Origin of the sequence: Cupriavidus necator, assembly GCF_040578825.1 — a bacterium.
Classification (GTDB): Bacteria; Pseudomonadota; Gammaproteobacteria; order Burkholderiales; family Burkholderiaceae; genus Cupriavidus; species Cupriavidus necator_E.
In genome coordinates, this window is record NZ_JBEFLI010000001.1 from 118,244 (window position 1) to 144,566 (window position 26,323).

Below are 26,323 nucleotides of genomic sequence, written 5' to 3' on the forward strand. Positions count from 1 at the left end.
AGTATGGGAGGAACTGATATGGGGCGCGGCTCGCGCAGGCTCCGGGTGCCAGCATCGCCGGTGTCGCTGTGCGCGGCATCCGGCTTCGTCAAGATGGCCGGGCCAAGTGGACCCTTTTCATGGCCCCAGGTGACTGCAGCATGGCGAACCGTGCGGCAGGCAGGACTGGCTGGATAGCTTCGATCTCAGCAAGATCCGTGTCCCGGGAGATAACGACGAGGCTTGACACCGATTCCCGGCCTGGCACCCGACGAGGCGTATCGAAATGTTGCCCTACGCCTTGGATCAAAATGGGTTCGTCGGCCCCATTCAATAGCACCAGGCCCTTGACCCGCAAGAGTCTGGTATCAAGGTAGCCGGCGGCATTCTCTAGCCACGCAGCCAATGTCGGCCAGTCGAGCCTTTCATCCCACTGGATCGCGAACACGCCTATACGTGGATGGCCGCTTCCCTTCAGCGCCACAAGTCGTTCGGAACGGCCGGGAGATGGCATACCAGCATTCGCCGTCGCTAAGGCAGCTTTCGCGCGCTCGCGGCGATCTCGCTCCATGACCATGCTTGCCATGGGTCCCAATACTTGCACGAATGCCAAGGCCCGGGTGATCTGCTCGCTTGTTGCGAGATCGAGGCGCGTCAGGACGATGACGTGCGCGGCGCACAACTGGGCGGCAGCCAGGGCGAAGTCGTCGCCGCGAACAAGGCTGTCACAGGCGTAGGTCGTGACAACCCGTACGCGCATACCGAACGCTGACAACGGACTTAGGCTGCGCAGCACGCCACCTGGCTCAGACAGGCCGCTGCATTCCAGAATGATCTTAGTGAACGGAGCGCCCTCGGCACGTTGCCGCTCGAGAATTAGCGCCTCGATCGTGTATGGGAGATCGTTTGTTAGGCTGCAGCATACACATCCGTTGCTGAGGGTCGCCATTGGCACGCCGCTTTGGACCGCGATCAAAGCGCCATCGATATTCACCTGGCCTATGTCATTGACGATCACCGCGATGCCGCCGTCGCTTTCCGCCGCCAGCAGGTCTGTCAGCAGCGTGGTCTTGCCGCTGCCCAGGAAACCCGAGAAGACGATGAAATCGTGTGGTACTTCCATTATGCTTCAGGGCGCCCGGCATGGCGCCGCGCAACCATCGCCTCGACATCATTCAGCAGTTCCATGGCGTCGAAGACCAAGCCATCCTTGATCGTATAGCGCAAGCTTCGTTGCCACATACCACGCTGCTCCGCTTCGTTCAGACGCAATGCACCCGTGCCGTAGAGCAGCTTGAAGTCATCAAGCGGATTGCTGTCGTGGACAAGCAAATCGGCTCGCTTTCCGACTTCGACTGTGCCCGCTTCCTCGTCTATGCCCATTAGCGCCGCACCTTGGCTTGTCGCGGCGCGCAGCACCTCGAGAGGTGTGAAACCGGCTTCCTGCAGAAGTTCAAGCTCGCGCACGAAGCCGAAGCCGTAGACCTGGTACATGAAGCCGGAGTCGCTGCCAGCACATACTCGGCCGCCTCGATTCTTGTAGTCTCTGAGGAAGTGCATCCAGATCCGGAACGTTTCGCGCCATTCGACTTCGTTCTGCGTGCTCCACCGGTACCAGTAAGAGCCGTGCCCGCCACGATGCGGCTCAAAGTACCGCATCAGGGTGGGGTCGGTAAAGCGATCATGCCAGTCTGCCCGCCGCGTGCGCATCAGGTCCCGGTTGGCGTCGTAGACGTTCAGCGTTGGCACAAAGGTATGGCCTGCTTCGATGAACGCATTCAGGACGTCATTCCACTTTGCGCTATCGGGTTGCGCAGCTTGCAGGAATGTCGTGCCAGACGTTGAAAATCGCAGATACTCATCGTTGTAGTGATACCCCGACGGGAAAGACTGGATCGTCCTGTCTTCGAACAACGCTTCCGCCAGGCCATAGAAGTGCTCAGAGCTCGTGAGCCCCCATCTGGCGGTGGTGAGCGCGTTCATCCGGCTCACCGCGAGCGTTGCATGGTGGCAGCAGGTCCGCAAACCAACCAGCTTGGCCTCATCCAGTGCCGCTTCCATGATCGCTGGCGGTGCCCCAAAGAACTTGACACCGTCCGCCCCCTTGCCCGCGAGCCGACGAATCCATTCCCTGGCGGCGGCCGGCGTGTGGATAGTCTTCAGGTAGTCATTGATTGCGGGAAAGTATGCGTATGCGTAGAGATGGGGGGCGGCGATTGCATGCGACGCAGACGCGCTCTTTTGCTGCAATGTCCAAGCTAGCCCGTTGAAGCAGCCGGCTTCTCGCACCGTAGTCACCCCATGTGCCAGCCAGAGCTTATAGACATAATTGGCTCCTGGCATTTCACCACCGGCTGCATGGAAAGGTGCTCCAACGTGCGCGTGACTGTCGACGAACCCCGGGGTGACAAACTTCCCTGCGCAGTCAATTTCCGCGTCCCCGGCCGCGGGGCGACGCTCCGGCCGGATCGCCAGTCCGGGGCAGCCGACGCTGACTATATCGGCGATGCGGTTTCCTTCCACCACGATGTCGACCAGTCCCCACGGCGGGGCTCCTGTGCCATCGATCAGTGTCGCACCGCGCAAGATCAATCTGCCATATGGTCCTTCTCCGCGATCACGGCCGGACGCCGGCGTGACACCAGGGAGGTTATATTTTGCGAATCCGTCGACGATCTCTTCCCCGATCTCGATGGTTCCTGCCTTGGTGCTTGTTTCTTTGTCCATTTGACTTACTGCCCCGATAGAAAGTTGTCAGTCCGAATCCGCTCATGCACCGGCGCGCTTCCCAGACGCAACCGCAAACGTCACCAGGACGGCACCGGCCATCGTGGCTGTGTCGACACCGCGGCCAAGGAATAGACTGACAAACAACGTAGAAGCGACTGGCACCGCGTAAGCCAGCACAGCGATTTCCTGGGGATCCCCCTTTTTCATTGCGTGATCCCAAAGGTAAAATGCGCCGCCAAGGGGCCCGAGGGAGAGGTAAGCGAGCGTCAGCCACTGTTCCAGCGTAGGCGATTGCAGCACGCTGCCCAAGCCGAGCGAATCTTTCGAAGAGTCCGCATGCAGCGCAAAGTAGGCCACCAGCGAAGCGACGCCGGCAAGCAGGCAATAGAGCGACACTGTGGCGGTTGGCACCTCCGGGTAGCGCCGCGACCACACTGAGTAATAGGCCCAGATCGCCGCCGACAAGAGAGCCAGCCCGAAGCCGATCCATGCCGAGCTGCTGACCGATGAAATAGGGCCCAGGCAAATGGCGGCACCAAGGAATCCGAGGAAGCCGGCGACCAGATGGCCACGCTTTAGCGTGCTGTCACGCAACATCAGCGGGGAGATCAGGATGATGAGCAGAGGCCAGAGGTAGTGGAGCAGGTTCGCCGCAACCGGGTCAGCGGTTTTGAGGCTCAGGAAATACAGGGCGTGGTACCCCAGCATCGCCATGGTGCCCACCAGCACAGCGCGAAGCTTCAGCGTTCGCCACGAGACCCACGGAAGGCCAACCAGCCCTCCGCCAGCTAGTCCCACACCGGTCGTCAACAACGGAGAGAGATTCGAGAGGCTCACCACCGAAACAGCCAGTGTGCTCCAGATCAGCAGAGCAATTACGGCAAGGACGATCGCAACCGCCCTTCGGTTTGGTGTCTTCTCAACGCAGCGGCTCGTGTCCTCAGCGTCGCCGGCGCGCTTCTGCAACTCGATCGCGGCTTCCGGGCTCATGCCGCGTGCTCTCCAGCCATGACGAACACCGCAGCGGCGCAGGGCACGAGCCTCTGGATGGCCGATATCGCTTCCAGGCCGATCTCCTCTTGCGCACACAGCATGGCAAAGGCCCCAACGGTTCGGCGACACACGACCACGGGCAGGTTGATGAGTGTGCGCGTACCCAACGACCGAAGCAACGCATGATCGGGGAAATAGCGCGCCAGCGCATTGTTGCCAGACGCGACCAGAACTTTTTGCTGCTGCAGTACATGGCTGGCCCATTCGCTGCCGCTGAGATGCTTCCAGCCACCGACTGGATAGGCTGCAGGCACCGTAGAGAAGATTCTTCGAACATCGCCCGCGCTATCACCCGCGGCAGTTGATGCCGGCCCTTTGGCGACCAGGGCCGTCATATGAACGAAAGGCAGGACCTCCGCAGCAATCGTTCCCCAGCCGTCCAGGGCAGTCTGTACGGAGTCAGCACTTCTAATCGCATTGGCGGCACTGTCAAGCCGACCCGTGACTGCAGCGCCGCTTCCCTCGCTCAACCCGGTGGCCCGTGCACTCTCTGTGCCCACGGTTGGGGCCAAAGCTGCCAGTGCTGTAGCCAGAGTGAAATGACGACGATTCATGAAGAGCCTCCCCATATGGTTGTGCGATTGAGGATAGGCCTGCAATCCCGCGCCTCGCATCCCAGGAAAGGTAGGAAAGGAAGCAGCAATCTTGCTTGGGGTGATAGGAAACCGATAAAGGTTGCCGACGACGCGGAGCTTCCCCACTACGCAACATGCCGTGCGTCTCGTAGCAGAACGACCTCAATCTTTCGTCTGAAACCTGTGATGCCAGCACAGCAGGCCGCGCCGTAGTATCGGCACAGCTATTTCACCGTAATGCCTGGTAAGCGCATGGGATCGGGTAGGCGTCTCGACCGTGAAATCTGGTGGGCTGGCGGTTCCCTGTCAGGGTGTAGGCAGGGCCGCCAGATTTTCTATAGCGCCTCTGACAGAACCTTGAGCCTGATCCAGCCAGGCGCCCGCATACCGTCGCCGCCATCCTCCGGAACGGCAGGAGCGGACGAATCCACAGAACAAACGATAATTGTAAGGAGACCTAATGAGCATTTCCGGGCACACACTCACACATGGCCTCAAGCAGCGCCATATCACCATGCTTTCAATAGGAGGAGTGATTGGGGCGGGCCTCTTCGTTGGCTCGGGGCACGCGATCGCTGCGGCCGGCCCTGCAGCGCTGCTTGCCTTCGTGTTTGCCGGGCTGCTAGTGCTGATGGTGATGCGCATGCTCGGTGAAATGGCAGCCGCATCGCCGGATACGGGGTCGTTTTCCACCTACGCCGATCGGGCGATTGGCCGCTGGGCCGGGTTTAGTATCGGCTGGCTGTACTGGTGGTTCTGGGTCCTCGTCATACCACTGGAGGCGAATGCCGCTGCGACCATCCTGCATTCGTGGTTCCCGGACGTGGCCATGTGGGTCTACGCCCTCGCGATCACGCTGCTGCTCACATTGGCCAATCTTGCCAGCGTGCGCAACTATGGAGAATTCGAATTCTGGCTGTCCTTGTTGAAGGTCGTTGCCATCATCGCGTTCCTAGTTATTGGAGGGGCTGCCGTATTAGGCGTACTGCCTCATAGCGGGGTCTCCGGTGTTTCGCAGCTGCGTGCCGATGGAGGACTCTTGCCCCATGGCATGGGCGCTGTCTTTGCCGCAATGCTCACGACGATGTTCAGCTTCGTTGGTACCGAAGTGGTGACCATTGCAGCCACAGAATCTCCCGACGCAAAACGCCAGATCATCAGGGCCACTAATTCGGTAATCTGGCGGATCTGTATCTTCTATCTGGGGTCGATCTTCATCGTCGTCTCGCTCGTGCCATGGCAAGATCCTCTTTTGCCTGCCCATGGGTCATATCAGCGTACGTTGGAACTTATTGGTATCCCTTACGCCAAGGTCATTGTCGACGCGATCGTGCTGGTTTCCGTTGCGAGCTGCTTGAACTCGGCGCTTTATACCGCATCGAGAATGCTCTTTTCTTTGGCTAGCCGGGGTGATGCACCTGCCTTGGCTCGACGGACCAACACGAAGGGAACGCCGGCCTACGCCGTACTCGGTTCCACTGCGATAGGGTTCCTCGCAGTCATTGCGAACTACATTGTCCCCGAGCGCGTCTTTGCCACGCTAATGGCTTCTTCCGGTACGATTGCTTTGCTCGTATACCTGGTGATCGCTATCTCGCAATTGCGCATGCGGCATCAATCGACGCGGCTGGGCAAGAATCCGGAGTTCCGGATGTGGGGTTTCCCTTGGCTAAGTTGGATGGTGATTCTGTTCATCTGCGCGGTCCTTGTGTTCATGGTATTCCGGCCGGAACATCGTTTGGAAGTCGGATCCACCGGAGTACTGGCCGCTTTCGTCGTTGCGGCTGGAATGTGGCGGAGCGCCCGCACTATTCGACCAGCGGTCGCGCCTCAGTCCTAAGTTAGATTTGAGCTGAGTTTTCAAGACGGGACCGGTTTCAGACGGCACCTAACGTAGGCTACTTTAAGAATTTCCTCGCTGTCTGGGTGGATGAGGATTAGTGAGCGGCCGGCGAGGTCCCACGGAACCGGCATCGGTCGGCTTTGCTATCGACGCGACGCACCGGCTGCACACCCTCCCTCGCGCGAGGCCGCCGTCTCGGCGCGCCGGGTCGCGTTCGGTCTCAGAGGCGCTGCCGCATGGTGCACCTCGGCGCGCAGCCTAGCCACTTCGCCGGTCGCGCCATCATTGGCCGCCAACCCTCAGTAAGCGTAGTTCTTCGTTCGACGGGGAATAGTAGTTATTCGTGATAGTACCGAACTGCTGGCCGAACTGGCTGACCAGGCGTGCCCAGGCGGACTTCGTCATCACATAGCCGCCGTCGCTGTGTCCATAACTCAGACGTTCAAGCGCTTCGCGCAGGACACCCACGTGCCCCTCGATGGTGATCCGCGCGCTGTCGTCAGCGTGTTTGTACAACACCGGCGCCCCGCTGCTGGACGCATAGCGCACGCCCGGCAAGATCGGTTTGGCGCTCGATGCAACAGCTGGGACGATCGGCAAGTTCGCCAGCCTTTGATTTTCCAGCGCGCGATTGTGCGCGAGTCGCGCCTCCAGTGCCGCTTCTCGCATTCCGCCTCCAGCCTGCTGGCGACGTTCGGTTTCCTTCGCGTTCACCAGCCATTTCTTGCGATCGTCTTGGTCGAACAGATGAGCCTGTCCCGTCTCTTGGGGTTCGATCTGTGCCCACGGCTGGCTCACTTGCGCGACCGGCGCCTGCATGTGCCCAGATCCTATGACGTGCCGAACGAACTGGCCGCCGTCACTGACGACGATGTGCGGCTGAATCTCACTGCTGGAATGAGTTGGTCCGCATTGCCGCATCCGTTCAAAGTGGGCGGTGTACGGCCGTCCAGGCGCTGACGCGCTTCGGTGCGGCGGCACGCGGGCAGCCCGTCTACGAAGCCGGCGTACATCTCGGCCGGCTGTTTCGCACGATCTTCCTGATCGACTATTTCACCATTCCCGCCTTTCGCCATGAGATGCAGCACGCGTTGAACCGCGGCGAGGCCGTCCATGTGGTCCAGCGGGCGATCCATCATGGCAAGATTCCGGTCGAATTGACGCGACACGACGCATCGCTGGCTGCCGTATCGTCGTCCCTGACCTTGCTCTCCAATGCGTTGATGGCCTGGAATACGATGCATAGGCAACGCGCGCCGGATGAGATCGAGGCCATCGGGGAGAAAGGATGCGTGCCGAAGACCTACGCCAAATCGGCCCGACAAATCTGGACGGCATCAATCTGCGGGGCACATTCGAGTTTCCGATCGCGCGCTATGCTCACCGGCTCATGCCAAGTGCAACGGGTCTGCGGGAGCCGCCACCCTTGCGCAGCCAGACTGGTTAGGGGGCGAACTCCTCCCACATAGGATGCGCAGCCGTCGCTACCGGCCACACAATTTGACCGGCATCACGCGGAAAATGAGGAGACTCCCCCGAAATGGAGCGCGAATCAGCTTGACTACTGTTCGGGCCGAATCAAACGTAGGAGTTGCGGCAGTCGCTTAGCCACAGCGAGTTGTGCGTCGCGCTCGATGGCACGGTAAATGGCCAGCACCTGCTCGCCTGTCGGTGTCAGCTGAGCGCCGCCCCCGGTCACACCACCGCGCGTCTTGAGCACCAGTGGCTCAACAAAGTCTTCATTCATCGCGGCTACCAGAGACCACACGCGCTGGTAGCTCATACCGAGCTGCCGCCCAGTCTCGGCAAGCGAACCAGTCTCTCCGATGGCTTCAAGCACGTCGGCCTTGCCAGGGCCGATCGCAACCGCGTGTTTGATCTGGATGCGAAAGCGCGTCTTTTCTTCGAACGGCGAGGTGCTTAGGGTCGGTTTCATGGTGCGCCGTATTATCCACTGCCTTACAGGGTTGCGATATACTCCGGGACCGATATTGCTCACAAAAGATATCGCTCGACTGATCAGCATATCAGGTCATCCATGCCCACGCCTCGCCGCCGCTTTGTCTTGTCGCTCGTTCCTGCATTGCTTGCCATCGCGCCGCTGGCACCGCTGCGTGCGCAGGCGCTGCCGACCGTGGCGGCCGCATCGGACCTTAAGTTCGCCATCGAAGAAGTCGCTGCGCGCTTTGAGCGCGATACCGGACAGAAGCTGAAGTTGGTCTTTGGGTCTTCCGGCAACTTCTATTCGCAGATCTTGCAAGGCGCGCCGTTTCACCTGTACATGTCCGCTGATGAGAATTTCGTGTTTCGGCTTGCCGATGCGGGCAAGACCGTAGACCGCGGTCGACTGTACGCCGTTGGCCGCATCGGTGTCATCGTGCCACATGGCTCCCGTCTGAAGGCCGACAGCGAACTTAAAGACCTTGCCTCGGCATTGAAGGACGGTAGACTGCGGAAATTCGCCATTGCCAATCCGGAGCACGCCCCCTATGGCGCGCGCGCCAGGGAGGCACTGCAGCATGCCGGGCTCTGGGAAGCGGTCCAGCCAAAACTGGTGCTCGGCGAAAACATCTCGCAGACGGCTCAGTTCGCTACGTCCGGCTCAACAGAGGGCGGCATCATTGCCTTGTCGCTAGCCAAGGCGCCGTCCGTGGCAAAGCTTGGCGAGTTCGCCCTGATACCGGAGGCATGGCACCAGCCGCTGAGGCAACGCATGGTCCTGGTCAAGGATGCACCGCCCGCCGCGCGCGCGTTCTATGACTACATCGCTACACCGCCAGCGCAGGAAATTATGACGCGCTATGGGTTCTCGATGCCACAACAGCAATGAGACGGGGACGCACTCATGGATTGGCAGGCACTGAAGCTATCGCTGGAGCTTGCGGCAGTCACCCTCATCGTGCTGCTGCCCGCCGGCCTGTGGCTGGGTCGCTGGCTAGCCTACACGGACTTCCGCGCAAAGGCGTGGATCGAGGCTCTGGTCATCCTGCCGCTGGTATTGCCACCGACCGTGCTCGGCTATTACTTGCTGGTGTCCCTTGGCGGCGCCTCGCCGTTGGGTCGTTGGGTGGCGCAGAACTTCGATCTCCGCCTGACGTTTAATTTCCTTGGCCTGGTGCTGGCCTCAGTAGTTTTCAACGTGCCGTTCCTTGTGCAGCCGGTGCAGCGTGCTTTCGAGGCGATCCCGCGCCAGCTCGCAGAAGCGGCGGCAGTCAGCGGGCTTGGAGCATGGCAAACGTTCTTGCGCGTTGAGCTGCCGCTGGCGTGGCCAGGTGTGCTGTCGGCAATGGTGCTGACTTTCGTGCACACTTTGGGTGAATTTGGCGTGGTGCTGATGATTGGCGGCAGCATTCCGGGCGAAACCAAGACGATTGCGATCGCAATCTACGACCGCGTGCAGGCCTTCGACCTCAGCGGCGCGAATCGCATGGCCTTGCTGTTGCTGGTGCTGTCCTTCGGTGCCGTAGGCGCATCGTTATTTGCCTCCGCGCGACTGAGCGGCAAGCGATGAGCGCATCGGCCTCCTTGCCTGGCGACTTGGCGCTGGACGTCGATATCGCGCAGACCCAGCCCATGGCGCTGGTGGGCGCTTTCCGGTGCGAGCCAGGCGAACTGTTGGCGTTGGTGGGGCCGTCCGGCGCTGGCAAGACTTCGATGCTGCGCGTGATCGCAGGACTGATGCGGCCGGAGCGCGGACGCGTGACCGTGGGCGGTGAAGCATGGTGTGACACCGCGCGTGGCATCTGCCTGCCTCCGCAGCGCCGGCACGTCGGGCTGGTCTTCCAGCACTATGCTCTGATGCCTCACCTGAGCGCACAGGACAATGTCGCGCTGTCGCTGCTGCAACTGCCGCGTCGCGAACGGCTGGCGCAGGCCCGCAAATGGCTGGAGCATGTGCACCTCACGTCGGCGCAGCAATCGCGCCGGCCCGCCGCGCTCTCCGGAGGCCAGCAACAGCGCGTAGCGGTGGCGCGCGCGCTGGCGCGGGAGCCGCGCCTTCTGCTTCTCGACGAACCTTTCTCGGCAGTCGACCAGATGAGCCGCCAAGCACTGTACCGGTTGCTGGCTGATCTGCGGCGCGACCTGTCCATCCCAATCGTACTGGTGACGCACGACCTGAACGAGGCACGAATGCTGGCCGACCGGCTGGTGGTCATGGATGCCGGCCAGGTGCTGCAGCAGGGCTCGCCTGGCGCCATCCACCGTTCCCCACGCAATGCCCGCGTGGCCGACCTGGTGGGCATACACAATCATTTCCGCGGGCAGTGGATGGGTCCGGCCGACCAGCCCGGCTGGGGCTGGCTGCGATGGCCGCATGGCACGGCTCCCGACCTTGGGCCGCTCCTCAGGGTCCGGGATAAGGGCCGGATCCCTTCCGGCCAGCCAGTCAGCTGGGTGATTCCGGGCGAGGGCATTACGGTGCTCGACCGGGAGCCCGAGCGTGCGGGCGAGTTCCGTGCCCAGGTGGCGGAGGTTCGGCAGCTCGGCGAGATTACGCTTGCCACGCTGACACTGACAGATGTGAGCGCCACGCCGTTGCGACTGATGTTGTCCGGCCCCCAGCCGCTGCGTTTCAGCGTCGGCTTGACTGTATGCGTCCACCTCGACTTGGACCTCATCCACGTCATGCCAGTGCGGCATCGCTGACCCCAAGCCGCCTTTAGATACGCCCTCGGCCCGGTGCGTGCCATGCTGCGAATAGCCCATAAGCACCCCGCGCAAGCCCGAGTCCGACCAGGCCAACTGCAAATACCGGGCTCGTGGCCACGTCCACTAAGCGACCGCCTTTGCGATCGATCATCCTGTCGGCGGAAGATCCGAGCAGCGCCGAGAGAGTGAAAGCGCCCTTGACAGCGTCAAGCTGTCATCACTCTGACTTCTTGCGCAGGTAACCTTGAAAGGCAGCTCGGCATGCCTCATGAGGCGCAAGCGAGGACAATCGCCCGGCAATACTTCTCGCTTTTCATGCGCCCATGTTTCTAGTATTATAGAAACATGGAACAAAACGATGTTGTCCGCTCTCTGGCTGCGCTTGCCCATAGCGCGCGACTTCAGATTTTTCGCCTGCTCGTTGTGGCCGGCCCAAATGGCATGACGCCTGGCGCTATCGCCGAGCGACTCGACATACCGGCCGCCACCTTGTCCTTCCATCTGAAGGAAATGACACACGCCGAACTCGTGACGCAGGAACGTGATGGTCGTCATTTGATCTACCGAGCCTCGTTCGAGCACATGCGCACTTTGCTCGACTATCTGACCGCCAATTGTTGTCAAGGCCTCGAAGAGGCGGCGGTTGCCTGCCAATGTTAATGGAGATGTTCCGATGAAGCGCTTCCACGTCCACCTTCATGTCGACGACCTGAGCAAGAGCATCGCTTTCTATACCAAGCTGTTCGCGGCCGAGCCGGCACGCGTTGAGTGCGACTACGCAAAATGGATGCTTGAGGACCCGCGGATCAACTTCGCGATCTCCACCCGTGGCCTGGGATCGGGGGTTGATCACCTCGGCTTCCAGACGGACGACGCTGCCGAACTCGCCGAGCTGAAAACACGCGCCGAGGCCGCCGACATGGCGCTGCTGGACCAGGGTGAGACCACCTGCTGCTATGCCCGCAGCGAAAAGCACTGGGTGACCGACCCCCAAGGCATCGCGTGGGAGCACTTCCACACGCTTGGCGACGTCCCTGTCTTCGGTGAAGGCAAGGCAGAGCCAGCTTCCGCTGAGGACTCCGCTTGCTGCGCCCCCCGGGCCCCCCGCGGCAAGCCGATCGGCATTGCGGTGAATTCCAAATCGTCGTGCTGCTAAGGACTTGCCATGAGGAATAGCGCGTACAACGTTCTCTTTGTCTGCACCGGCAATTCGGCGCGCTCGATCCTTGCGGAAGGGTTGATGAACCATCTCGGGGACGGCCGCTTCCGCGCCTACTCGGCAGGCAGCCACCCGACTGGCGTCGTCAACCCGTTCGCGCTGCAGGCGCTGGCAAAGCTGGGCCTGCCGACAGACGGGTTTCGCAGCAAGAGCTGGGATGAATTTGCCCGGGACGGCGCGCCGGTGCTCGACTTCGTCTTTACCGTATGCGACAAGGCCGCGGGCGAGGTCTGCCCGGTCTGGCCAGGCCAGCCGATGACCGCGCATTGGGGGGTGGCGGATCCAGCGGCGGGCGAGGCGTCCGACGAACGTCGGCAGAAGCTCGTCCGAGATGCCGCCGTGATTCTCACGCGACGCATCGAATATCTGCTGGCCCTCCCCATCGACAAGCTGGATGCCGTCGGCCTGCAGCAGGCCGTGCGTGACATCGGACAACGTTAAAGCAACTCTGAAACTTCTTCTCCATGACTACCAACGTTCTGATCCTATGCACCCACAACTCCGCTCGCAGCGTGCTGAGCGAAGGGATGCTCAACCACTGGGCCAAGAAACTCGGCAAGGATGTGCGCGCCTTCAGCGCCGGTAGCGCACCGAGCGGGCGCCTGAACCCGTTCGCACTGGAAGCGCTGACCAATGCCGGTGTCGATGTGGCCGGCTACCGCAGCAAGAGCTGGGATGAATTTGTCGACGACAACGCCCCGGAAATGCGGGTCGTGATCACGGTTTGCGATAGCGCCGCGGCTGAGCAGTGCCCCTATTGGCCGGGCAGCCCGGTCAAGGTGCATTGGGGCTATGCGGATCCGTCGAATGCCCTGGGCGGCGACGAGGGCAAGCGCCTGGCGTTTGAGCTCACACGCGAGGCCATTGGCTACCGCATGCTGCAACTGCTGGCGTTGCCGCTGGAAACCATGAGCAACGCGGCGCTGCAGGAAGCGCTCAACGCCATCGCGAAGAACTGAGTCCCCCGGGACCTTCGCATCATCCCGGTAAGGAATGCTTCAATGAATCAACACGCAACCACCCACGCACCCATTTCGACCAAGCCGGCCATTGGCTTCTTTGAGCGCTACCTGACTATCTGGGTGGCCCTTTGCATCATCGTCGGCATCGCCCTCGGGCAGGCCATGCCGGGAGTCTTCCAGGCGATCGGCAGCATGGAGTACGCCCAGGTGAACCTGCCGGTCGGCATTCTGATCTGGGTCATGATCATCCCGATGCTGCTAAAGATCGACTTCGGCGCGCTGGGTCAGGTGAAATCCCACTGGCGCGGCATCGGCGTAACGCTGTTCATCAACTGGGCCGTCAAGCCGTTCTCGATGGCGCTGCTCGGCTGGCTGTTCGTGCGGCACCTGTTCGCGCCAATGCTGCCGGCCGATCAGCTCGACAGCTATATTGCCGGACTGATCCTGCTGGCCGCGGCACCGTGCACGGCAATGGTGTTCGTCTGGAGCCAGCTCTGCAAGGGCGATCCGTATTTCACGCTGTCGCAGGTGGCGTTGAACGATGCCATCATGGTGGTCGCGTTCGCACCGGTGGTTGCGCTGTTGCTTGGTCTGTCGTCCATCACGGTGCCGTGGGACACGCTGCTGACGTCGGTGGCGCTTTACATCGTTGTGCCGGTGGCGATTTCGCAGGTGCTGCGCAAGATGCTGCTGAGCAAGGGCGTGGCGCACTTCCAGCGCGTCGTAGCCAAGCTCGGACCGTTTTCCATCGCGGCGCTGCTGCTGACGCTGGTGCTACTGTTTGCCTTCCAGGGCCAGGCCATCATCGAGCAGCCGCTGGTGATCGCGCTGCTGGCGGTGCCCATTCTGATCCAGGTCTTCCTGAATTCCGGACTGGCCTACCTGCTGAACCGTAAGCTCGGCGTCGCGCATTGCGTGGCGGGCCCGTCGTCGCTGATTGGCGCGAGCAATTTCTTCGAGCTGGCCGTAGCGACGGCGATCAGCCTGTTCGGCTTCAAGTCCGGCGCGGCGCTGGCAACCGTGGTCGGCGTGCTGATCGAGGTACCGGTCATGCTGCTGGTCGTCGGCATCGTCAATCGGACACAATCCTGGTACGAGGCCGGGGCGAAGTCCTGACGCCTGGTCTCCGGCAAACAAGAAAAAAAACGAGTTCAACGCCCGGCCCTGTTCCGGGCGTCTTTGTTTCTGCCCAAGGAGAGTCCGGTATGCGTAGCGCCATTGGCAGCCATCAACTGACCGTATCTCCCGCTCCATCTGTGCGGCTCGCCGTCGTGATCCCTGCTCTAGGGATTGCACAGATCGCATCGTGGGGCAGCCTCTACTATGCATTCGCGGTTCTGTCCGGGCCGATCCAGGTCGAGTTGAATATCGATCAGCCGGTCTTGTTCGGCGCCTTCACCCTGGCGCTGTTGGTATCCGCCTTGACCGCACCTCGAACGGGAAAGGCGATTGATCGCTTTGGCGGCAAACGCATCCTATGCGCTGGCTCAGTCATCGCAGCGTTGGCCTTGGCCGCCCTCGGGCTAGCCATCAACGTCCCAATGGTCTACGTGGCCTGGATACTGGCGGGGCTAGCGATGCCCATGGCACTCTATGATCCGGCCTTTGCCACATTGCACCAGCTTGCCCCGGACCGATACCGCAAGAGCGTTTCAGCGCTGACCCTTTTTGGCGGCTTTGCAAGTACGGTTTTCTGGCCGATTACCGCCCTCCTGAATGCAGAAATTGGTTGGCGCATGACCCTTGTGGCGTTCGCCGCGGTGCAACTCTTCATCTGCCTCCCGCTGCACGCGCTGGTGCTACCCGCATTTCCCCGCCGTGCGTTGCCAAGCGAGGTCGGCGAGCCCAAGGGGTTGTTGACCAAAGCGGCTGACACGATGCCGGGTATGCGGTTTTACCTACTGGGCGGCGCATTTGCCGCCGCACTGTTCGTCTTCGGCGCACTATCTGTACATCTGCTCAGCTTGTTGCAGCTCGGTGGCCTTACCGTGGCGCAGGCGGTGATGGTCGCCAGTGTCATCGGACCCATGCAGGTAATGGGCCGCACGATGGAATTGGCACTCGCCAGCAGGTTCCAACCCAGCCAGGTGGGACGGTTTTCTCTGGCACTGCTCTGCATCGCCCTGGTCCTGCTGTCGATGACGGCGGGCAGTGTTGCCGGCGGCTTTGCCTTCGCTGCGCTATATGGGCTGAGCAATGGACTTCTGACGATCGTCAGGGGTACCCTGCCCGCCGATCTCTTTCCGGCCTATCCGCTAGGCGGCTTGCTCGGGCGGCTGGCCAGGCCCGGGTTGCTGGCAATGGCGCTAGCGCCGCTGTCCTACGCATTCATGGCCTCGAGCGGCGCGACCTTTGCATGGCGGGCCTTCGCCATGTCGGGACTGGCGGCGCTCGCGTTGGTATTGCTGTGGGCTGCGACGTGGAGACACCGCCAGTTGGCCAAGCCGGTCTCCACCCGGGATAGCGAGAGTATGTAGCAGGCAGCCCTCGGCGGGTCGTGTTGGTGGTGCCAGCTTCAGGCCAACAATCGATAGGCCCTTTCGAGCAATTGCTCGCCATGTGGCCGGCAGGCCAGGGCTTCCAAAATTCGGAGAAGATGGTCTGCCAACTCCAAGTCGCCCTGCCGGCAAGCCTTTGCGAACAGGATTAAGACCTCTTCCTGCGGTGTCGGATGAAGCAAGCGTTCCATCCTGCATCCTTCCATCTGGGACCAACACCAACGCCTCAATTGGTAACTATGAACCTTCCCAATGGTGCAAGGTCAAGCCATTCTTCACCATATTGAACTCTGCATTTCCGGAATTGTTTAACCGAACTGTCATCAAGGCGACGTCTGCGCTTCATGCGATCGCGGTGGCGGCGGTGATGCGGCGATTGGCATCGGTTGCCGGCGGCGGCGACCTGTACGATCGATGGGACGTCAGCGTTAAGGCGGGGGCTGCGGAGCTCGACTACCGCAATGCCGCCAATACCTTCGGCTATGTGGTCGAGATCGATCCCTACAACAAGAGCTCACGCGCCCGCAAGCGCACGGCGCTTGGCCGCTTCGCGCACGAAAGCGCCGCGGTGTCGCTGGCGGTGGAAGGAAAACCGCTTGCGTTCTATATGGGCGACGATTCGCGCAACGAGTACCTCTACAAGTACGTCTCGGCGGCGGCATGGCAGGCATCTGACGCCAGCGCGATGGATCGCCTCGCCGTGGGCGACAAGTATCTGGACAACGGCAAGCTGTATGTCGCCAAGTTCAATGCCAATGGCACGGGCGAATGGATCGAACTGACCATCAGCAACCCGCAGATCCAGGCTTATGGCGCCTACGCCTTTGCTGATCAGGGCGACGTCTGCATCCATAGCCGGCTGGCTGCCGACGCCGTGGGTGCGACCAAGATGGACCGCCCCGAATGGTGCTCGGCGCATCCCGGCACTGGCGAGATCTACTTCACGCTCACCAACAACAGCAACCGGCGTGCGGCGCCGTCTAGCTCGTCGCAGGCCGCAGTGGACGCTGCCAACCCCCGCGCCTACACGGATATGAAGGGCTCGACGACGCAATCGGGTAACGTGAACGGCCACATTATCCGCTTGGCCGAAGCCGATGCGAACCCGGCGTCGCTGACGTTCAAGTGGGACATCTACCTGTTTGGCGCGGAGGCCGGCGCGGACGAGGCGACCATCAACCTGTCGGGCCTGACGGCGGCCGATGACTTCTCCAGCCCAGACGGACTCTGGTTCAGTCCCAAGACCGGTGTCTGCTGGATTCAGACGGATGACGGGGCATTCACCGATGTCACCAATTGCATGATGCTCGCGGCATTACCTGGCAAAATCGGCGATGGCGGCAACGTGACGCTGACCTACAACGTGTCGGGTGGCACCAAGTCTGTCACCACACCAGTTGGCAAGAAGGCGGCGGAGTCGACGCTGAAGCGCTTCTTGGTCGGACCGTCGGGATGCGAGGTGACCGGGGTTGCTGAAACGCCCGACGGCAAGACCTTGTTCATCAACATCCAGCATCCCGGCGAGGAAACCGCCGTGGCCGACCTGGGCACGCCAGCCAAATATGCGAGTCACTGGCCGGACGGTGGCTCGGCACGCCCGCGCTCGGGCACGGTCGTGATCACCAAGGACGACGGCGGCGTGATCGGAAGCTGAGGCCATCGATGGCGAAGCACCCTGGGCGGCCAGATCGTCCAGGGTACGCCCCGCTCAGGCTGTCTGCGATTCGGTAGCGAGATCGCGTTTGGCCGCTTTGGCGGCCGCTTCCTTGCGTTCGCTGTAGCGATCGGTCAGGTAGTCCGACTTATCGCGCAGCAACAGCGTGAACTTGTAGAGTTCCTCCATCACGTCCACCACCCGGTCGTAATACGACGACGGCTTCATGCGGCCGGCCTTGTCGAACTCCTCGTATGCCTTAGGTACCGACGACTGGTTCGGGATGGTGAACATCCGCATCCAGCGGCCAAGCAGTCGCAGTGTATTGACCGAATTGAATGACTGGGAACCCCCGGAAACCTGCATCACGGCGAGCGTCCGTCCTTGAGTCGGCCGGATGCCGGCACTCTCCAGCGGCAGCCAGTCGATCTGCGTCTTGATCACGCCAGTGAGGGCGCCATGCCGCTCAGGGCTGCACCAGACCTGACCTTCCGACCATTCCGAAAGCTTGCGCAGTTCGACCACCTTGGGATGGTCTGCTGCAGTCGCATCCGGTAGCGGCAGGCCGCGGGGATCAAATATCCGCGTTTCGGCCCCGAGGGCGCGCAGGATGCGGGCGGCTTCTTCAACCAGCAGCCGGCTGTACGAACGCTCACGCAGCGAGCCGTAGAGCAGCAGAATGCGAGGGGCGTGATCAGAAAGCTGCTGCGAAAGCCGTTCCGTCGAGATTTCGTGGAGTGGCGTTGGGGCAATGTTGGGAAGCGTATCGGTCATCATGACTTCGATGATACTGAAATTATAGAAATGTTGTTTCTGCGTCTGGAGACAAGCAGTGGCGAGCGTGTAGAGGACTTCCTCCTCGCCGAAGAGCCGAAGGCTGGACTTCTCGGGGGCGCACATTAGCGTATTGGGGTGGGGGGCGGCGCTTGGTTCCGTCGCTGTTTCACCGGACGCCCGCGGCTGGGTGGCATGGCGGGCTGCGGAGGGGGCTGCCCGGCGGATACCGCGCAACCGGCAATCCTCAATGGTCGCCCGGAAAGCCCGGTGCCGCGGGTGACGTTGTCCAGCATCGGTTCATGCCGGTCGAGCGCAGCGCCGTGCCACCATCTGCTGGCGCCGCGCAGATCCAGCGCTTATCACCGCAACCGCGATGCTCCGACGGTTGTAAGTCAGGCTGGCTCGGTGGCAGGGCGGCGGCGCTTTGCCGCAGTGGGCTTGCATTCCACCTTGGCCACCCCGCAGGCCTCCGGATGGCCCTCACAGCAATGCTCCATCAGAAAGGCGATGAGCTCATTCATCTTCTCGAACTGAGCCCGGTAAATCACAAATTTGCCTACCTGCGTGTTCTTGATCAGGCCCGCATGAAGCAGTTCCTTCAGATGAAAAGACAAAGTGGCAGGTGGCACGCCCAAGGCTTCGCGAATGCGGCCGGCACTAAGACCCTCCATACCTGCCTGGACCAGCAAACGGAATATCGCCAGACGGGATTCCTGGGCGAGTGCAGCAAGCGCTGCTACGGCGGTTTCATTCTTCATTTCTCGAACTGTAGAGGCATTCGTGGGATCGGCGCAAGTTTGCGTGGCTGAGGTTTCACGCAAGTGTCATGAACCGTCATCTCACTGTCATATTTCCATCTCATGATTCGATGTGACTAGATTTCTGGAAATGTAGTTCATAATCTGGCCCTGTTCACCTTGCCCACACCCACAGACCCAAGGGAGTTCGAAATGCGCTTTGCCCCTCATGCCGCCACAGCGTCAAGATCGACGGCTCCAGCACTGTTTATCCCGTGACTGAAGCGGTTGTGCCCAGTTGCTGGTGCAGACGAAGAGGATTGAAGCTCTTATCGCTCATGGTTCGGCGGAACCATCAAATTTGGAAGGCTCACCCCCCGGCTGCACGTCGGCATGAGCGGCGACAGCATTTGCCTGAGTTCCCAGCGTGCCCGCGTGACTGGCAGGCCGCGCTCGATCAAAACCGGTCGAGCCTCACGCGCGCGAACGGCAGCAACGCCACCTTGCCTGCCTTGGCACCCTTGCCGACCAGGCTGAGCCAGTGGTAGCCAGGGGTATCGATTTATGCCACCAAGGTTCGCGCTGACGAGTTCGCTGGCGCGAAGTCGAGTCCGTTGGCGAGCTTGCGCACCAGCGTCCAATCCCCTCGGTGAACATTGCGACGTATCCAGCGGTGCGACACGCGCTCTGCCGCTCACCTTAATGCCCGCGAACGGATTGGCCAACAAATAGCGTTGTTGGATCAGCCACCGGAACATGGGCCCCAGCACCGACAAGGCATAGGCCGTTGAGCGCGGTGACAGACCCTGCGAGAATGGGCGCGATTCGCTTGAGGTGCGTGGCCGAAGTGGCCCCAGCCAACCCTTAGCCTGCCTGATCGCTCGGCCGCCCCGTGCTCGAACAAGGCCGCTACGTCCTGGCGTTGGCGGCGGCGCGCGAAATCGGACAACTGTCGCCGGATGTGGCCGAGGATGCCGCGCGACGACTGGCCGCAGGCCTTTCGCTCGCCCAGGTAGCGCACTACCGCGTCGCGGGCCGATAGAGCTACGGCAGAAATGCCGGGGATAGCAGACGAAGGCCGATCGTAAAGAACCGTTCTCCCGTGCCGCCACCGAACACATTGCCATAGGTGGTGTCGACCTGGACGCGGTCCTTCACCACCCAGAAGCGCAATCCCGCCTGGAAGGACGGATTGCCCTTGTTTTGCCCAAAGGTCTCCGCAACCAGGTACACACGAGGGTGAAGTTGGGTCTCGGTGCCGACGCCCCAGGTCAAGCGGCTCTGCTTGTTTTCCGTGTCTCGATTCGCGCCGACATTCAAATGCGTGACAAAGCGATCCTCGGCAAAGGAGAACGACACCGGCACATTGACATACAGGTTGCCGAACAACTTTCGCTCTTCGGCATTCGGGTGATGCACGACCCCTGCCGCCAGCGCGATACCGTAGCCGTTCGTTTCCAGCGGCTTAAGCAAGGTCTTTCCCTGGAACTGCACGTTGGTGGCATCCGGATTGCCATCCACCCGTTGCAGGGAGCCGCCCAGCGTGAGCTCGAGATTGCCGGTCGGATTGCACCCGGGCAATGCCCAGAACTCATTGCCGCCAGACTGGAATTGCATCCATGACTCCAACTGGCAGGACTTGGGGTCGACGATCCGAGCATCGTCAGTAATCAATGGGCGAGCCGCCATGGCCGGCTGGCTCGCCGTCACCACGAACGCCGCCAGCGCCGCGCGCCTGTATTTCATATGTGTATCCTTGAATCGTCGCATTTTATTGCCGCCCATAGCGTCTTGCAAAGATGCCTTTCATCAGTTTCGTCATGGTCATGTAGGCGAGCATGATTGCCGCAGCCAGGGGAAGTAGCCCGGTGGCAGCGCCTGCAGCTTGAAGTAATGCGCGAGCGGGCCCATCGGCAGCGCGATGAGGAACCGTGCGAGTGTGAAATGTATCTGACTTGTGCGCAGTTCGTGACGACGCCCGCATACGTGCCACGTTTGCGGGAGCGTAGGAAGGTAGAAATGGCGCTGGCAGAAGATGCGCAGGCACACGGCTGGCCTAAGGAACGGCAGCGGCATCGGTCAATTGCGGATCGCCTCACACGGCTTCTGACCGATCTGGGAGAACCTGAAGACGATGCTCCATGTCGTTGATTCGGCGGAGTGCACGGTGGTGCCCTTCACGCTGCTGATCCTCTTCGTGTTGCTGTATCTGGTGTTCGGCCGTCTCGATGGCTTAGGCTGCGATTGGCGCGTCAGCATGTTGCGTCGGGCCGCTTGTGCTGCTCGCGCTCGGCATCGGGGGATCTTGGATGGGTAACTTGAACGCAATGGAACCGTACCGCCCCGTCTTCATCGGCCTGACCTACTGTTTCTCGGACTGGCCTTCCGCAAGCTCTACCTGGTGCCGCGGACATGCGCGTCAGGCGCGGGCTGCGCCGATGCCCGCAGAATCCAGCGGCAGCGGCTCATGTTCTGGATCGTTGCCGTGCTCCTGCACGGCTTGCTGGCTGTGCCGCGGCTGGCCCCACTGTTCTACTGAAAGGAGGGTCCCGATGCGTCAACTACTGGTATGGGCACTCGTCGCCCTGTCGCTGGAGGCACTGGCTGCTCCCCTGCAAACCATCGCCCTCGACGTGCAAAACATGAACTGTGAACTGTGCCCGGTCACGGTCAAGAAGTCGCTGGAGAGGGTCGCTGGCGTCAGCGCCGTCACGATCGATTGGCAGGAAGACCGCCACCGTGACCTACGATCCTGACAAGACCGAACCGGCGCGCCTCACTCAAGCCACGACGAACGCGGGCTATCCGTCCGCCGTTCGGAGGTAACCACGATGAGCGCCATCATTCTCGAATCCACACTGACGTGCCCGCACTGCGGCTTTGCCAAGCAGGAGCCTATGCCCACGGACGCCTGCCAGTTCTACTACGAGTGTCCGAACTGCAATTCGCTGCTGCGGCCGAAGCCGGGCGACTGTTGCGTGTTCTGTTCGTTTGGCTCGGTGCCGTGCCCGCCGATTCAGCAACAGCGGTCGTGTTGCGGTTAAAGGAATCGCAGCGGACGTAAGGGTCTGCGCTTCCCGGACCGAGAGCGCCTTCGACACAAGCGTCATGCCAATGGTCCTGCCATGGCCGGACCGGCCCACTCAGCTATGGCAGCTTGTCGGTAAAGGTGGCCGCGACAAAGTCCCGCAGCTGGCTCAGGTCCGTCCTGGCGTAGGCAGCGGTCGTCTGTACCGAGGCGTGCCCAGGCAACGCTTGCGCGGCGGGCAGCGACACCTGGTGATCGACCACCAGCGTGCGCGCGTAGGCGTGGCGCAGCCAGTGCGGGGAGGCCGCGCGCAGCAGCATCGCCTGCGCCGCCTCGTGGTCCGGCAGACCGGCCGCCACCGCCGGTCGATGTCCTCGACGGTCCACTATCGTGTGGAACACAGCGTCCGCTTACGCCGATCAAGAATGCAACGGGTTCGGCTTCTCCGGATCGATGCCGTATTTGCGAATGGCTTCCGAGACGCGGGCGAGCGGGATGGTTCCCTCATCCGCAAGCGCCTTCAATGCGGCGACCGCGATCCATTGACGATCCACCTCGAAGAAATGCCGCAATGCCGCGCGTGTATCTGAACGCCCAAAGCCGTCGGTGCCCAGCACCACGAACTTCTGCGGCACATAGGCGCGGATCTGATCTGCGAGCGCACGGATATAGTCGGTCGCGACAACGACCGGTCCGCGAGAATCGCTGAGCAGTTGCGTCACGTGCGGCACGCGTGGCGGCGCCTCGGGATGCAGCAGGTTGTGTCGTTCGGCCGCGCGGCCGTCGCGGGCAAGCTCCGTCAGTCCGGGCACGCCCCACACGTCGGCTGCCACGCCCCAATCCTGCTGGAGCAATGCGGCTGCCGCGATGACCTCATTGAAAATCGTGCCGGCACCCATCAGTTGCACACGCGGTACGGATGGCGCGGCTTCCGCCTTGCTGAACGCATACATGCCCTTGAGGATATGCTGCGCCACGTCCGGTCCCTCCGGCATGGCTGGCTGCGCGTAGGATTCGTTCATGACGGTGATGTAGTAGTAGACGTCTTCCTGCTCCTGCACCATCCGGCGCAAACCATCCTGCACAATCACGGCCAGTTCGTATGCGAATGACGGGTCATAGCTGATGCAGTTCGGCACTGACGATGCCCACAGCAATGAATGACCATCCTCGTGCTGCAGGCCTTCGCCGTTGATCGTCGTGCGTCCGGAAATACCGCCGAGGAGAAACCCGCGCGCGCGCATATCGGCCGCTGCCCAGGCCAGATCGCCCACGCGCTGAAAGCCGAACATCGAATAAAAGATGTAGAACGGCACCATGGGCTCGCCATGCGTGGAATACGACGTTGCCGCCGCGATCCAGTCCGCCATGCCGCCGGCCTCATTGATGCCCTCCTGCAGGAACTGGCCGGTGGCCGACTCCCTGTAGGATGTCAGCGCGTCGGCATCCTGCGGGGTATAGCGCTGGCCGTCCTGGTTCCAGATGCCGATCTGCCGGAAGAGGCCTTCCATGCCAAACGTGCGCGACTCGTCCGGCACGATGGGCACGATGCGTTTGCCCAATGCCTTGTCCCGCAGCAGCGTGCCAAGGATGCGTACGAAAGCCATGGTGGTCGACATGCCCCGCCCTTCGGGTGTGGCCTTGAGCAGAGCGTCGAATGCCGACAGGGCGGGCACCGGCAGCGATGCGGCCTTCTGCCGCCGCGCAGGCAGGTAGCCGCCCAGCGACTGGCGGCGTTCGCGCATGTACGTGAGCGCCTTCGATCCTTCAGGCAAGCTGATATACGGCACGTCCTCGATATCCGCATCGGCAACGGGCAGCGCATACTTGTCGCGCAAGGCCAGCAGGGCTTCACGCTGCACCTTCTTCTGCTGATGGTTGACGTTCGAGGCCTGCCCCTGGTCGCCCATGCCATAGCCCTTGATCGTCTTGGCAAGGATCACGGTCGGCACGTCGCTGCCCCGCGCCGCCTCCGCGAATGCCGCGAAGACCTTCTCCGGATCATGGCCCCCGCGGTCCAGGCTCCAGAGATCGTCGTCGGTGTAGTCGGCCACCAGCGCCTTCAGCGCCGGTGTATTGAAGAAATGCTCGCGCAGGTAGGCGCCGGACTTCGAACGGTAGGTCTGGTATTCGCCATCGACCACTTCCATCATCCGCTGTGCCAGCGCGCCACTTGTGTCGCGTGCAAACAGGTCGTCCCAGCGGCTGCCCCACAGCACCTTGATCACCCGCCAGCCGGCCCCCAGGAAGATGCGCTCCAGTTCCTGCACGATCTTGCCGTTGCCACGCACCGGTCCGTCCAGGCGCTGAAGATTGGCATTGACCACGAACACGAGGTTGCCCAGGCGTTCCCGGGCCGCCATACCGATTGCGCCCAGGGATTCGGGCTCGTCCATTTCGCCATCACCGAGGAACACCCAGACCTTCCTGTCGTCGGTCTTCGCGATGCCGCGCGCCTGCAGGTACTTCATGAAACGGGTCTGGTAGATGGCCATCAACGGGCCCAGTCCCATCGATACGGTGGGAAACTGCCAGAAATCGGGCATCAGCCAGGGGTGAGGATAGGAAGACAGCCCTTGCCCGCCCACCTCGCGCCGGTAACTGTCGAGCTGCGCCGCATCCAGCCGGCCCAGCAGGAACGCCCGCGCGTAGATGCCCGGTGACACATGGCCCTGTACGAAGACGAGATCGCCGCCGTGCTCCGGCGTGGGGGCGCGCCAGAAGTGATTGAAGCCCACGTCATAGAGCGTGGCTGCCGAAGCGAACGAGGCGATATGCCCGCCAACGTTCGAAGTCTTCCCGGCGCGCACCACCATCGCCATGGCGTTCCACCGGGTATAGGCGCGAATGTGGCGCTCGATCTCGCGGTCGCCTGGCATGCGGGGCTGCTGGTCAACGGCGATGGTATTGATATACGGCGTGCCGGCCGAGTGCGGCTGCATCTGGCCGCGCAGACGTGCATGCGCCATCTGCCGCTCGATAAGGTAGTGCGCACGGGCGGGACCGACATTGCCAAGAACGCCGTCGAGCGCTTCCAGCCATTCCGCTGTCTCCCGAGGGTCGTCATCCCGAGGATCATTGGTCGTTGCGAGCTGATCAAGTTGCGCGGCAGTCATGGCAGGTCTCCTTCGATGCTATCCGGTGAGAACAGTCTAGGCCGTAACTACGACTTGTCTAGTCGTTGTTAGTAGACGAATGCTTCGGGTGATCCGGGCATGGCTCATGTGGGGTGCGAAACGTGGACGTTGCGTCTGCGATGTCACCTACCCCCGCCGCTCAGGCGCGGGGGCAGAGCGTGCCGAATGCATCCATCGGGCAATCGGCACACGCATCCTGGTTGCACAGGCGGCATACGCTCATGGCCGACGTGGCATCGCTCGGCATGCTGGCGAGCATCGTCTCCACCAGCCGCTCCAATGCCGCACGATCGGCGAGCGAAACGTGGCTCAGCACCGATTCGATCGCGGCGCGACGGCCTTCCAGGATGGCGGCCCGTTCCGTCTCGCCCGCCGCCGTCAGGTGCAGGGCGATGGCCCTGCGATCGCTTGCGGCGGGGGTGCGTTGTGCAAAACCGGCTGCGACGAGCCGGTCCACCAGACGCACCGCGCCGGGATGACTCAGCCCGGACACCTTGCCCAACTGGTCGATGGACAATCCCGGCGCGTGGCCGATCACGATCAATGCGGCCGCCGCCTCGCCCCGCAACGATGTGCGGTGCTCTACGGCTGCGTGAATACGATCGGAAAGCCCTGTCGCCAGGGCACCGAGCATGTTTGCGAGTCGCGAAGGGTCCTTGTTCATTCGTCCTTGCTCCGATGAAAACCGTATCCTATTATATGCATGACTCATGCATATATGTAAGAGTTGTTGTGATGAAGGTGTAACACCTTCGAAGTTGGCCGCTGGACAGCCTAGGCACTCAGCGATTGACGTACATCCCTAATCTGTTCAGGAGCAACACCATGCACTCGATGTCTTCCATTGCCGCGACGCATCCTCAGGCGGCCGTCCACGACCGTACGGTTTTCCTGCTGCGCTGGTCTCTCGTGGTTGTCTTTCTCTGGTTTGGTGGAATGAAATTCACCCTCTACGAAGCGCAAGGCGTCGCGCCGTTCATCGAACACAGCCCCTTCATGAGTTGGTTACACACTGCCTTTGGTGTACGTGGTGCCAGCGCCGTCATCGGCACGCTGGAACTCGCAACAGCCGCTGCGCTGGCAGTGGGCGCCTTTCACCGTGGCGTTTCCGTGCTGGGTGCCGCGATGTCCTGCGCTACCTACGCCATCACCCTGACGTTCTTCTTCACGACGCCTGGTGTCGCTGAGCCGACTGCCGGAGGATTCCCGGCCATCTCCGCGCCGATCGGTCAGTTCCTGCTGAAGGATCTGGTGCTGCTGGCTGCGTCTGTCGTGCTGCTGCAGTCGTCACTGGCGCACTGGAAAGCCCGAGCGTAACCCCTACGTTGCTCGATGACGATGGCGCCACACGGCGCCATTTTATTTGGCATGGCAACTGGTGGATTCGCCGGTTCGCGCGGACCCGCTCCGACATGGAAAGTCGCCAAGGCGAACCTTGCTGCCGCGTCTTCGCTGGTGTAGGCTTTCAACTACGATTAAAT

General features: G+C 61.7%; 26 protein-coding genes and 4 pseudogenes. 16 read left to right on the forward strand and 14 right to left on the reverse strand.

From position 1 onward, the window contains the following. Window positions 1–88: 88 nt before the first annotated feature. Genes AB1I47_RS00590 through AB1I47_RS00605 form a run of 4 tightly spaced genes read right to left on the reverse strand, consistent with a single transcriptional unit; the run spans window position 89 to window position 4,316 of the window. A complete protein-coding gene (locus AB1I47_RS00590) occupies window positions 89–1,102 on the reverse strand; it encodes a CobW family GTP-binding protein (protein ID WP_354681847.1) in 1,014 nt (337 codons plus the stop codon). Next, window positions 1,102–2,706: an amidohydrolase family protein gene (locus AB1I47_RS00595; protein WP_354681848.1), complete on the reverse strand. Its 1,605-nt coding sequence runs from the start codon at window positions 2,704–2,706 to the stop codon at window positions 1,102–1,104. The genes AB1I47_RS00590 and AB1I47_RS00595 overlap by 1 nt, the downstream gene beginning before the upstream one ends. A gap of 42 nt (window positions 2,707–2,748) precedes the next feature. Then, window positions 2,749–3,699: a DMT family transporter gene (locus AB1I47_RS00600; RefSeq protein WP_354681849.1), complete on the reverse strand. Its 951-nt coding sequence runs from the start codon at window positions 3,697–3,699 to the stop codon at window positions 2,749–2,751. Next, window positions 3,696–4,316, reverse strand: a complete 621-nt coding sequence (locus AB1I47_RS00605; protein ID WP_354681850.1) for a hypothetical protein — start codon at window positions 4,314–4,316, stop codon at window positions 3,696–3,698. Before AB1I47_RS00605 ends, AB1I47_RS00600 begins: the two co-directional genes overlap by 4 nt. A 481-nt stretch (window positions 4,317–4,797) precedes the next feature. Between AB1I47_RS00605 and gabP the strand changes: the two genes are divergently transcribed. Then, window positions 4,798–6,177: a GABA permease gene (gabP, locus tag AB1I47_RS00610; RefSeq protein WP_354681851.1), complete on the forward strand. Its 1,380-nt coding sequence runs from the start codon at window positions 4,798–4,800 to the stop codon at window positions 6,175–6,177. A gap of 285 nt (window positions 6,178–6,462) precedes the next feature. On the opposite strand, the gene AB1I47_RS00615 is transcribed toward gabP, so the two are convergent. Next, complete coding sequence (locus AB1I47_RS00615) at window positions 6,463–6,999, reverse strand: hypothetical protein (protein WP_354681979.1); 537 nt, start codon at window positions 6,997–6,999, stop codon at window positions 6,463–6,465. Here AB1I47_RS00615 and AB1I47_RS00620 point away from each other — a divergent pair. Next, window positions 6,928–7,627: pseudogene (locus AB1I47_RS00620) on the forward strand (Tn3 family transposase); the annotation flags it as partial. The gene AB1I47_RS00615 and the pseudogene AB1I47_RS00620 overlap by 72 nt on opposite strands. A gap of 114 nt (window positions 7,628–7,741) precedes the next feature. On the opposite strand, the gene AB1I47_RS00625 reads toward AB1I47_RS00620, so the two are convergent. After that, the gene (locus AB1I47_RS00625; RefSeq protein WP_354681852.1) at window positions 7,742–8,116 is read right to left on the reverse strand and encodes a winged helix-turn-helix domain-containing protein; all 375 of its coding nucleotides are present in this window, start codon (window positions 8,114–8,116) and stop codon (window positions 7,742–7,744) included. Between the two features lie 102 nt (window positions 8,117–8,218). Between AB1I47_RS00625 and modA the strand changes: the two genes are divergently transcribed. The 9 genes from modA to AB1I47_RS00670 all read left to right on the forward strand — a co-directional run bounded on the left by modA (window position 8,219) and on the right by AB1I47_RS00670 (window position 15,488). After that, entirely contained in the window at window positions 8,219–9,010 is a 792-nt protein-coding gene (modA, locus tag AB1I47_RS00630) for a molybdate ABC transporter substrate-binding protein (RefSeq protein ID WP_354681853.1), read from the forward strand. A 15-nt stretch (window positions 9,011–9,025) separates the two neighbouring features. Then, entirely contained in the window at window positions 9,026–9,691 is a 666-nt protein-coding gene (gene modB, locus AB1I47_RS00635; protein ID WP_354681854.1) for a molybdate ABC transporter permease subunit, read from the forward strand. Then, the gene (locus AB1I47_RS00640; protein WP_354681855.1) at window positions 9,688–10,827 is read left to right on the forward strand and encodes an ABC transporter ATP-binding protein; all 1,140 of its coding nucleotides are present in this window, start codon (window positions 9,688–9,690) and stop codon (window positions 10,825–10,827) included. The genes modB and AB1I47_RS00640 overlap by 4 nt, the downstream gene beginning before the upstream one ends. A 348-nt stretch (window positions 10,828–11,175) precedes the next feature. Then, window positions 11,176–11,490 carry an ArsR/SmtB family transcription factor gene (locus tag AB1I47_RS00645; RefSeq protein ID WP_354681856.1) on the forward strand — a complete coding sequence of 105 codons (315 nt, stop codon included), beginning with the start codon at window positions 11,176–11,178 and terminating at the stop codon, window positions 11,488–11,490. Window positions 11,491–11,503: 13 nt separating this feature from the next. Next, window positions 11,504–11,986, forward strand: coding sequence for an ArsI/CadI family heavy metal resistance metalloenzyme (locus AB1I47_RS00650; RefSeq protein ID WP_354681857.1), 483 nt, complete (start codon window positions 11,504–11,506; stop codon window positions 11,984–11,986). Between the two features lie 9 nt (window positions 11,987–11,995). Continuing rightward, the gene (locus AB1I47_RS00655; RefSeq protein WP_354681858.1) at window positions 11,996–12,490 is read left to right on the forward strand and encodes an arsenate reductase ArsC; all 495 of its coding nucleotides are present in this window, start codon (window positions 11,996–11,998) and stop codon (window positions 12,488–12,490) included. 23 nt (window positions 12,491–12,513) lie between these two features. Continuing rightward, window positions 12,514–13,008 (forward strand): arsenate reductase ArsC, encoded by a 495-nt coding sequence (locus AB1I47_RS00660; protein ID WP_354681859.1) that lies wholly within the window; start codon window positions 12,514–12,516, stop codon window positions 13,006–13,008. A gap of 42 nt (window positions 13,009–13,050) precedes the next feature. After that, window positions 13,051–14,127: an ACR3 family arsenite efflux transporter gene (arsB, locus tag AB1I47_RS00665; RefSeq protein ID WP_354681860.1), complete on the forward strand. Its 1,077-nt coding sequence runs from the start codon at window positions 13,051–13,053 to the stop codon at window positions 14,125–14,127. 89 nt (window positions 14,128–14,216) lie between these two features. Continuing rightward, a complete protein-coding gene (locus tag AB1I47_RS00670) occupies window positions 14,217–15,488 on the forward strand; it encodes an MFS transporter (protein ID WP_354681861.1) in 1,272 nt (423 codons plus the stop codon). A 38-nt stretch (window positions 15,489–15,526) separates the two neighbouring features. On the opposite strand, the gene AB1I47_RS00675 is transcribed toward AB1I47_RS00670, so the two are convergent. Continuing rightward, window positions 15,527–15,700 carry a hypothetical protein gene (locus tag AB1I47_RS00675; protein ID WP_354681862.1) on the reverse strand — a complete coding sequence of 58 codons (174 nt, stop codon included), beginning with the start codon at window positions 15,698–15,700 and terminating at the stop codon, window positions 15,527–15,529. Between the two features lie 92 nt (window positions 15,701–15,792). Here AB1I47_RS00675 and AB1I47_RS00680 point away from each other — a divergent pair, with 92 nt between their 5' ends. Continuing rightward, window positions 15,793–17,163: a PhoX family protein gene (locus AB1I47_RS00680; protein ID WP_407935780.1), complete on the forward strand. Its 1,371-nt coding sequence runs from the start codon at window positions 15,793–15,795 to the stop codon at window positions 17,161–17,163. 54 nt (window positions 17,164–17,217) lie between these two features. Here AB1I47_RS00680 and arsH read toward each other — a convergent pair whose 3' ends face one another. The 4 genes and pseudogenes from arsH to AB1I47_RS00695 all read right to left on the reverse strand — a co-directional run bounded on the left by arsH (window position 17,218) and on the right by AB1I47_RS00695 (window position 20,423). After that, on the reverse strand, window positions 17,218–17,937 hold the full coding sequence (gene arsH / locus AB1I47_RS00685) for an arsenical resistance protein ArsH (RefSeq protein WP_354681966.1): 720 nt from the start codon (window positions 17,935–17,937) through the stop codon (window positions 17,218–17,220). Between the two features lie 395 nt (window positions 17,938–18,332). Beyond that, window positions 18,333–18,698, reverse strand: a complete 366-nt coding sequence (locus tag AB1I47_RS00690) for an ArsR/SmtB family transcription factor (RefSeq protein WP_354681863.1) — start codon at window positions 18,696–18,698, stop codon at window positions 18,333–18,335. Window positions 18,699–19,099: 401 nt separating this feature from the next. After that, window positions 19,100–19,537 (reverse strand): annotated as a pseudogene (locus AB1I47_RS33800) (integrase); the annotation flags it as partial. Window positions 19,538–19,721: 184 nt separating this feature from the next. Next, complete coding sequence (locus AB1I47_RS00695; protein ID WP_354681864.1) at window positions 19,722–20,423, reverse strand: hypothetical protein; 702 nt, start codon at window positions 20,421–20,423, stop codon at window positions 19,722–19,724. Between the two features lie 497 nt (window positions 20,424–20,920). On the opposite strand from AB1I47_RS00695, the pseudogene AB1I47_RS00700 reads away from it, so the two are divergent. From AB1I47_RS00700 to AB1I47_RS00710, 3 genes and pseudogenes are all read left to right on the forward strand, one after another. Further along, window positions 20,921–21,216, forward strand: a pseudogene (locus AB1I47_RS00700) (mercuric transporter MerT family protein). A gap of 13 nt (window positions 21,217–21,229) precedes the next feature. Then, on the forward strand, window positions 21,230–21,433 hold the full coding sequence (locus AB1I47_RS00705) for a cation transporter (protein WP_475572022.1): 204 nt from the start codon (window positions 21,230–21,232) through the stop codon (window positions 21,431–21,433). A 75-nt stretch (window positions 21,434–21,508) separates the two neighbouring features. Continuing rightward, complete coding sequence (locus AB1I47_RS00710) at window positions 21,509–21,721, forward strand: GDCCVxC domain-containing (seleno)protein (protein ID WP_354681865.1); 213 nt, start codon at window positions 21,509–21,511, stop codon at window positions 21,719–21,721. A 103-nt stretch (window positions 21,722–21,824) separates the two neighbouring features. Here AB1I47_RS00710 and AB1I47_RS00715 read toward each other — a convergent pair. From AB1I47_RS00715 to AB1I47_RS00725, 3 genes and pseudogenes are all read right to left on the reverse strand, one after another. Further along, a pseudogene (locus AB1I47_RS00715) lies at window positions 21,825–22,064 on the reverse strand (tyrosine-type recombinase/integrase); the annotation flags it as partial. 60 nt (window positions 22,065–22,124) lie between these two features. Next, window positions 22,125–24,821, reverse strand: coding sequence for a pyruvate dehydrogenase (acetyl-transferring), homodimeric type (gene aceE / locus AB1I47_RS00720; protein WP_354681866.1), 2,697 nt, complete (start codon window positions 24,819–24,821; stop codon window positions 22,125–22,127). A gap of 160 nt (window positions 24,822–24,981) precedes the next feature. Next, a complete protein-coding gene (locus tag AB1I47_RS00725; protein ID WP_354681867.1) occupies window positions 24,982–25,506 on the reverse strand; it encodes a MarR family winged helix-turn-helix transcriptional regulator in 525 nt (174 codons plus the stop codon). A 170-nt stretch (window positions 25,507–25,676) separates the two neighbouring features. Between AB1I47_RS00725 and AB1I47_RS00730 the strand changes: the two genes are divergently transcribed. Next, window positions 25,677–26,159 carry a YkgB family protein gene (locus AB1I47_RS00730; protein ID WP_354681967.1) on the forward strand — a complete coding sequence of 161 codons (483 nt, stop codon included), beginning with the start codon at window positions 25,677–25,679 and terminating at the stop codon, window positions 26,157–26,159. Window positions 26,160–26,323: the final 164 nt, after the last annotated feature.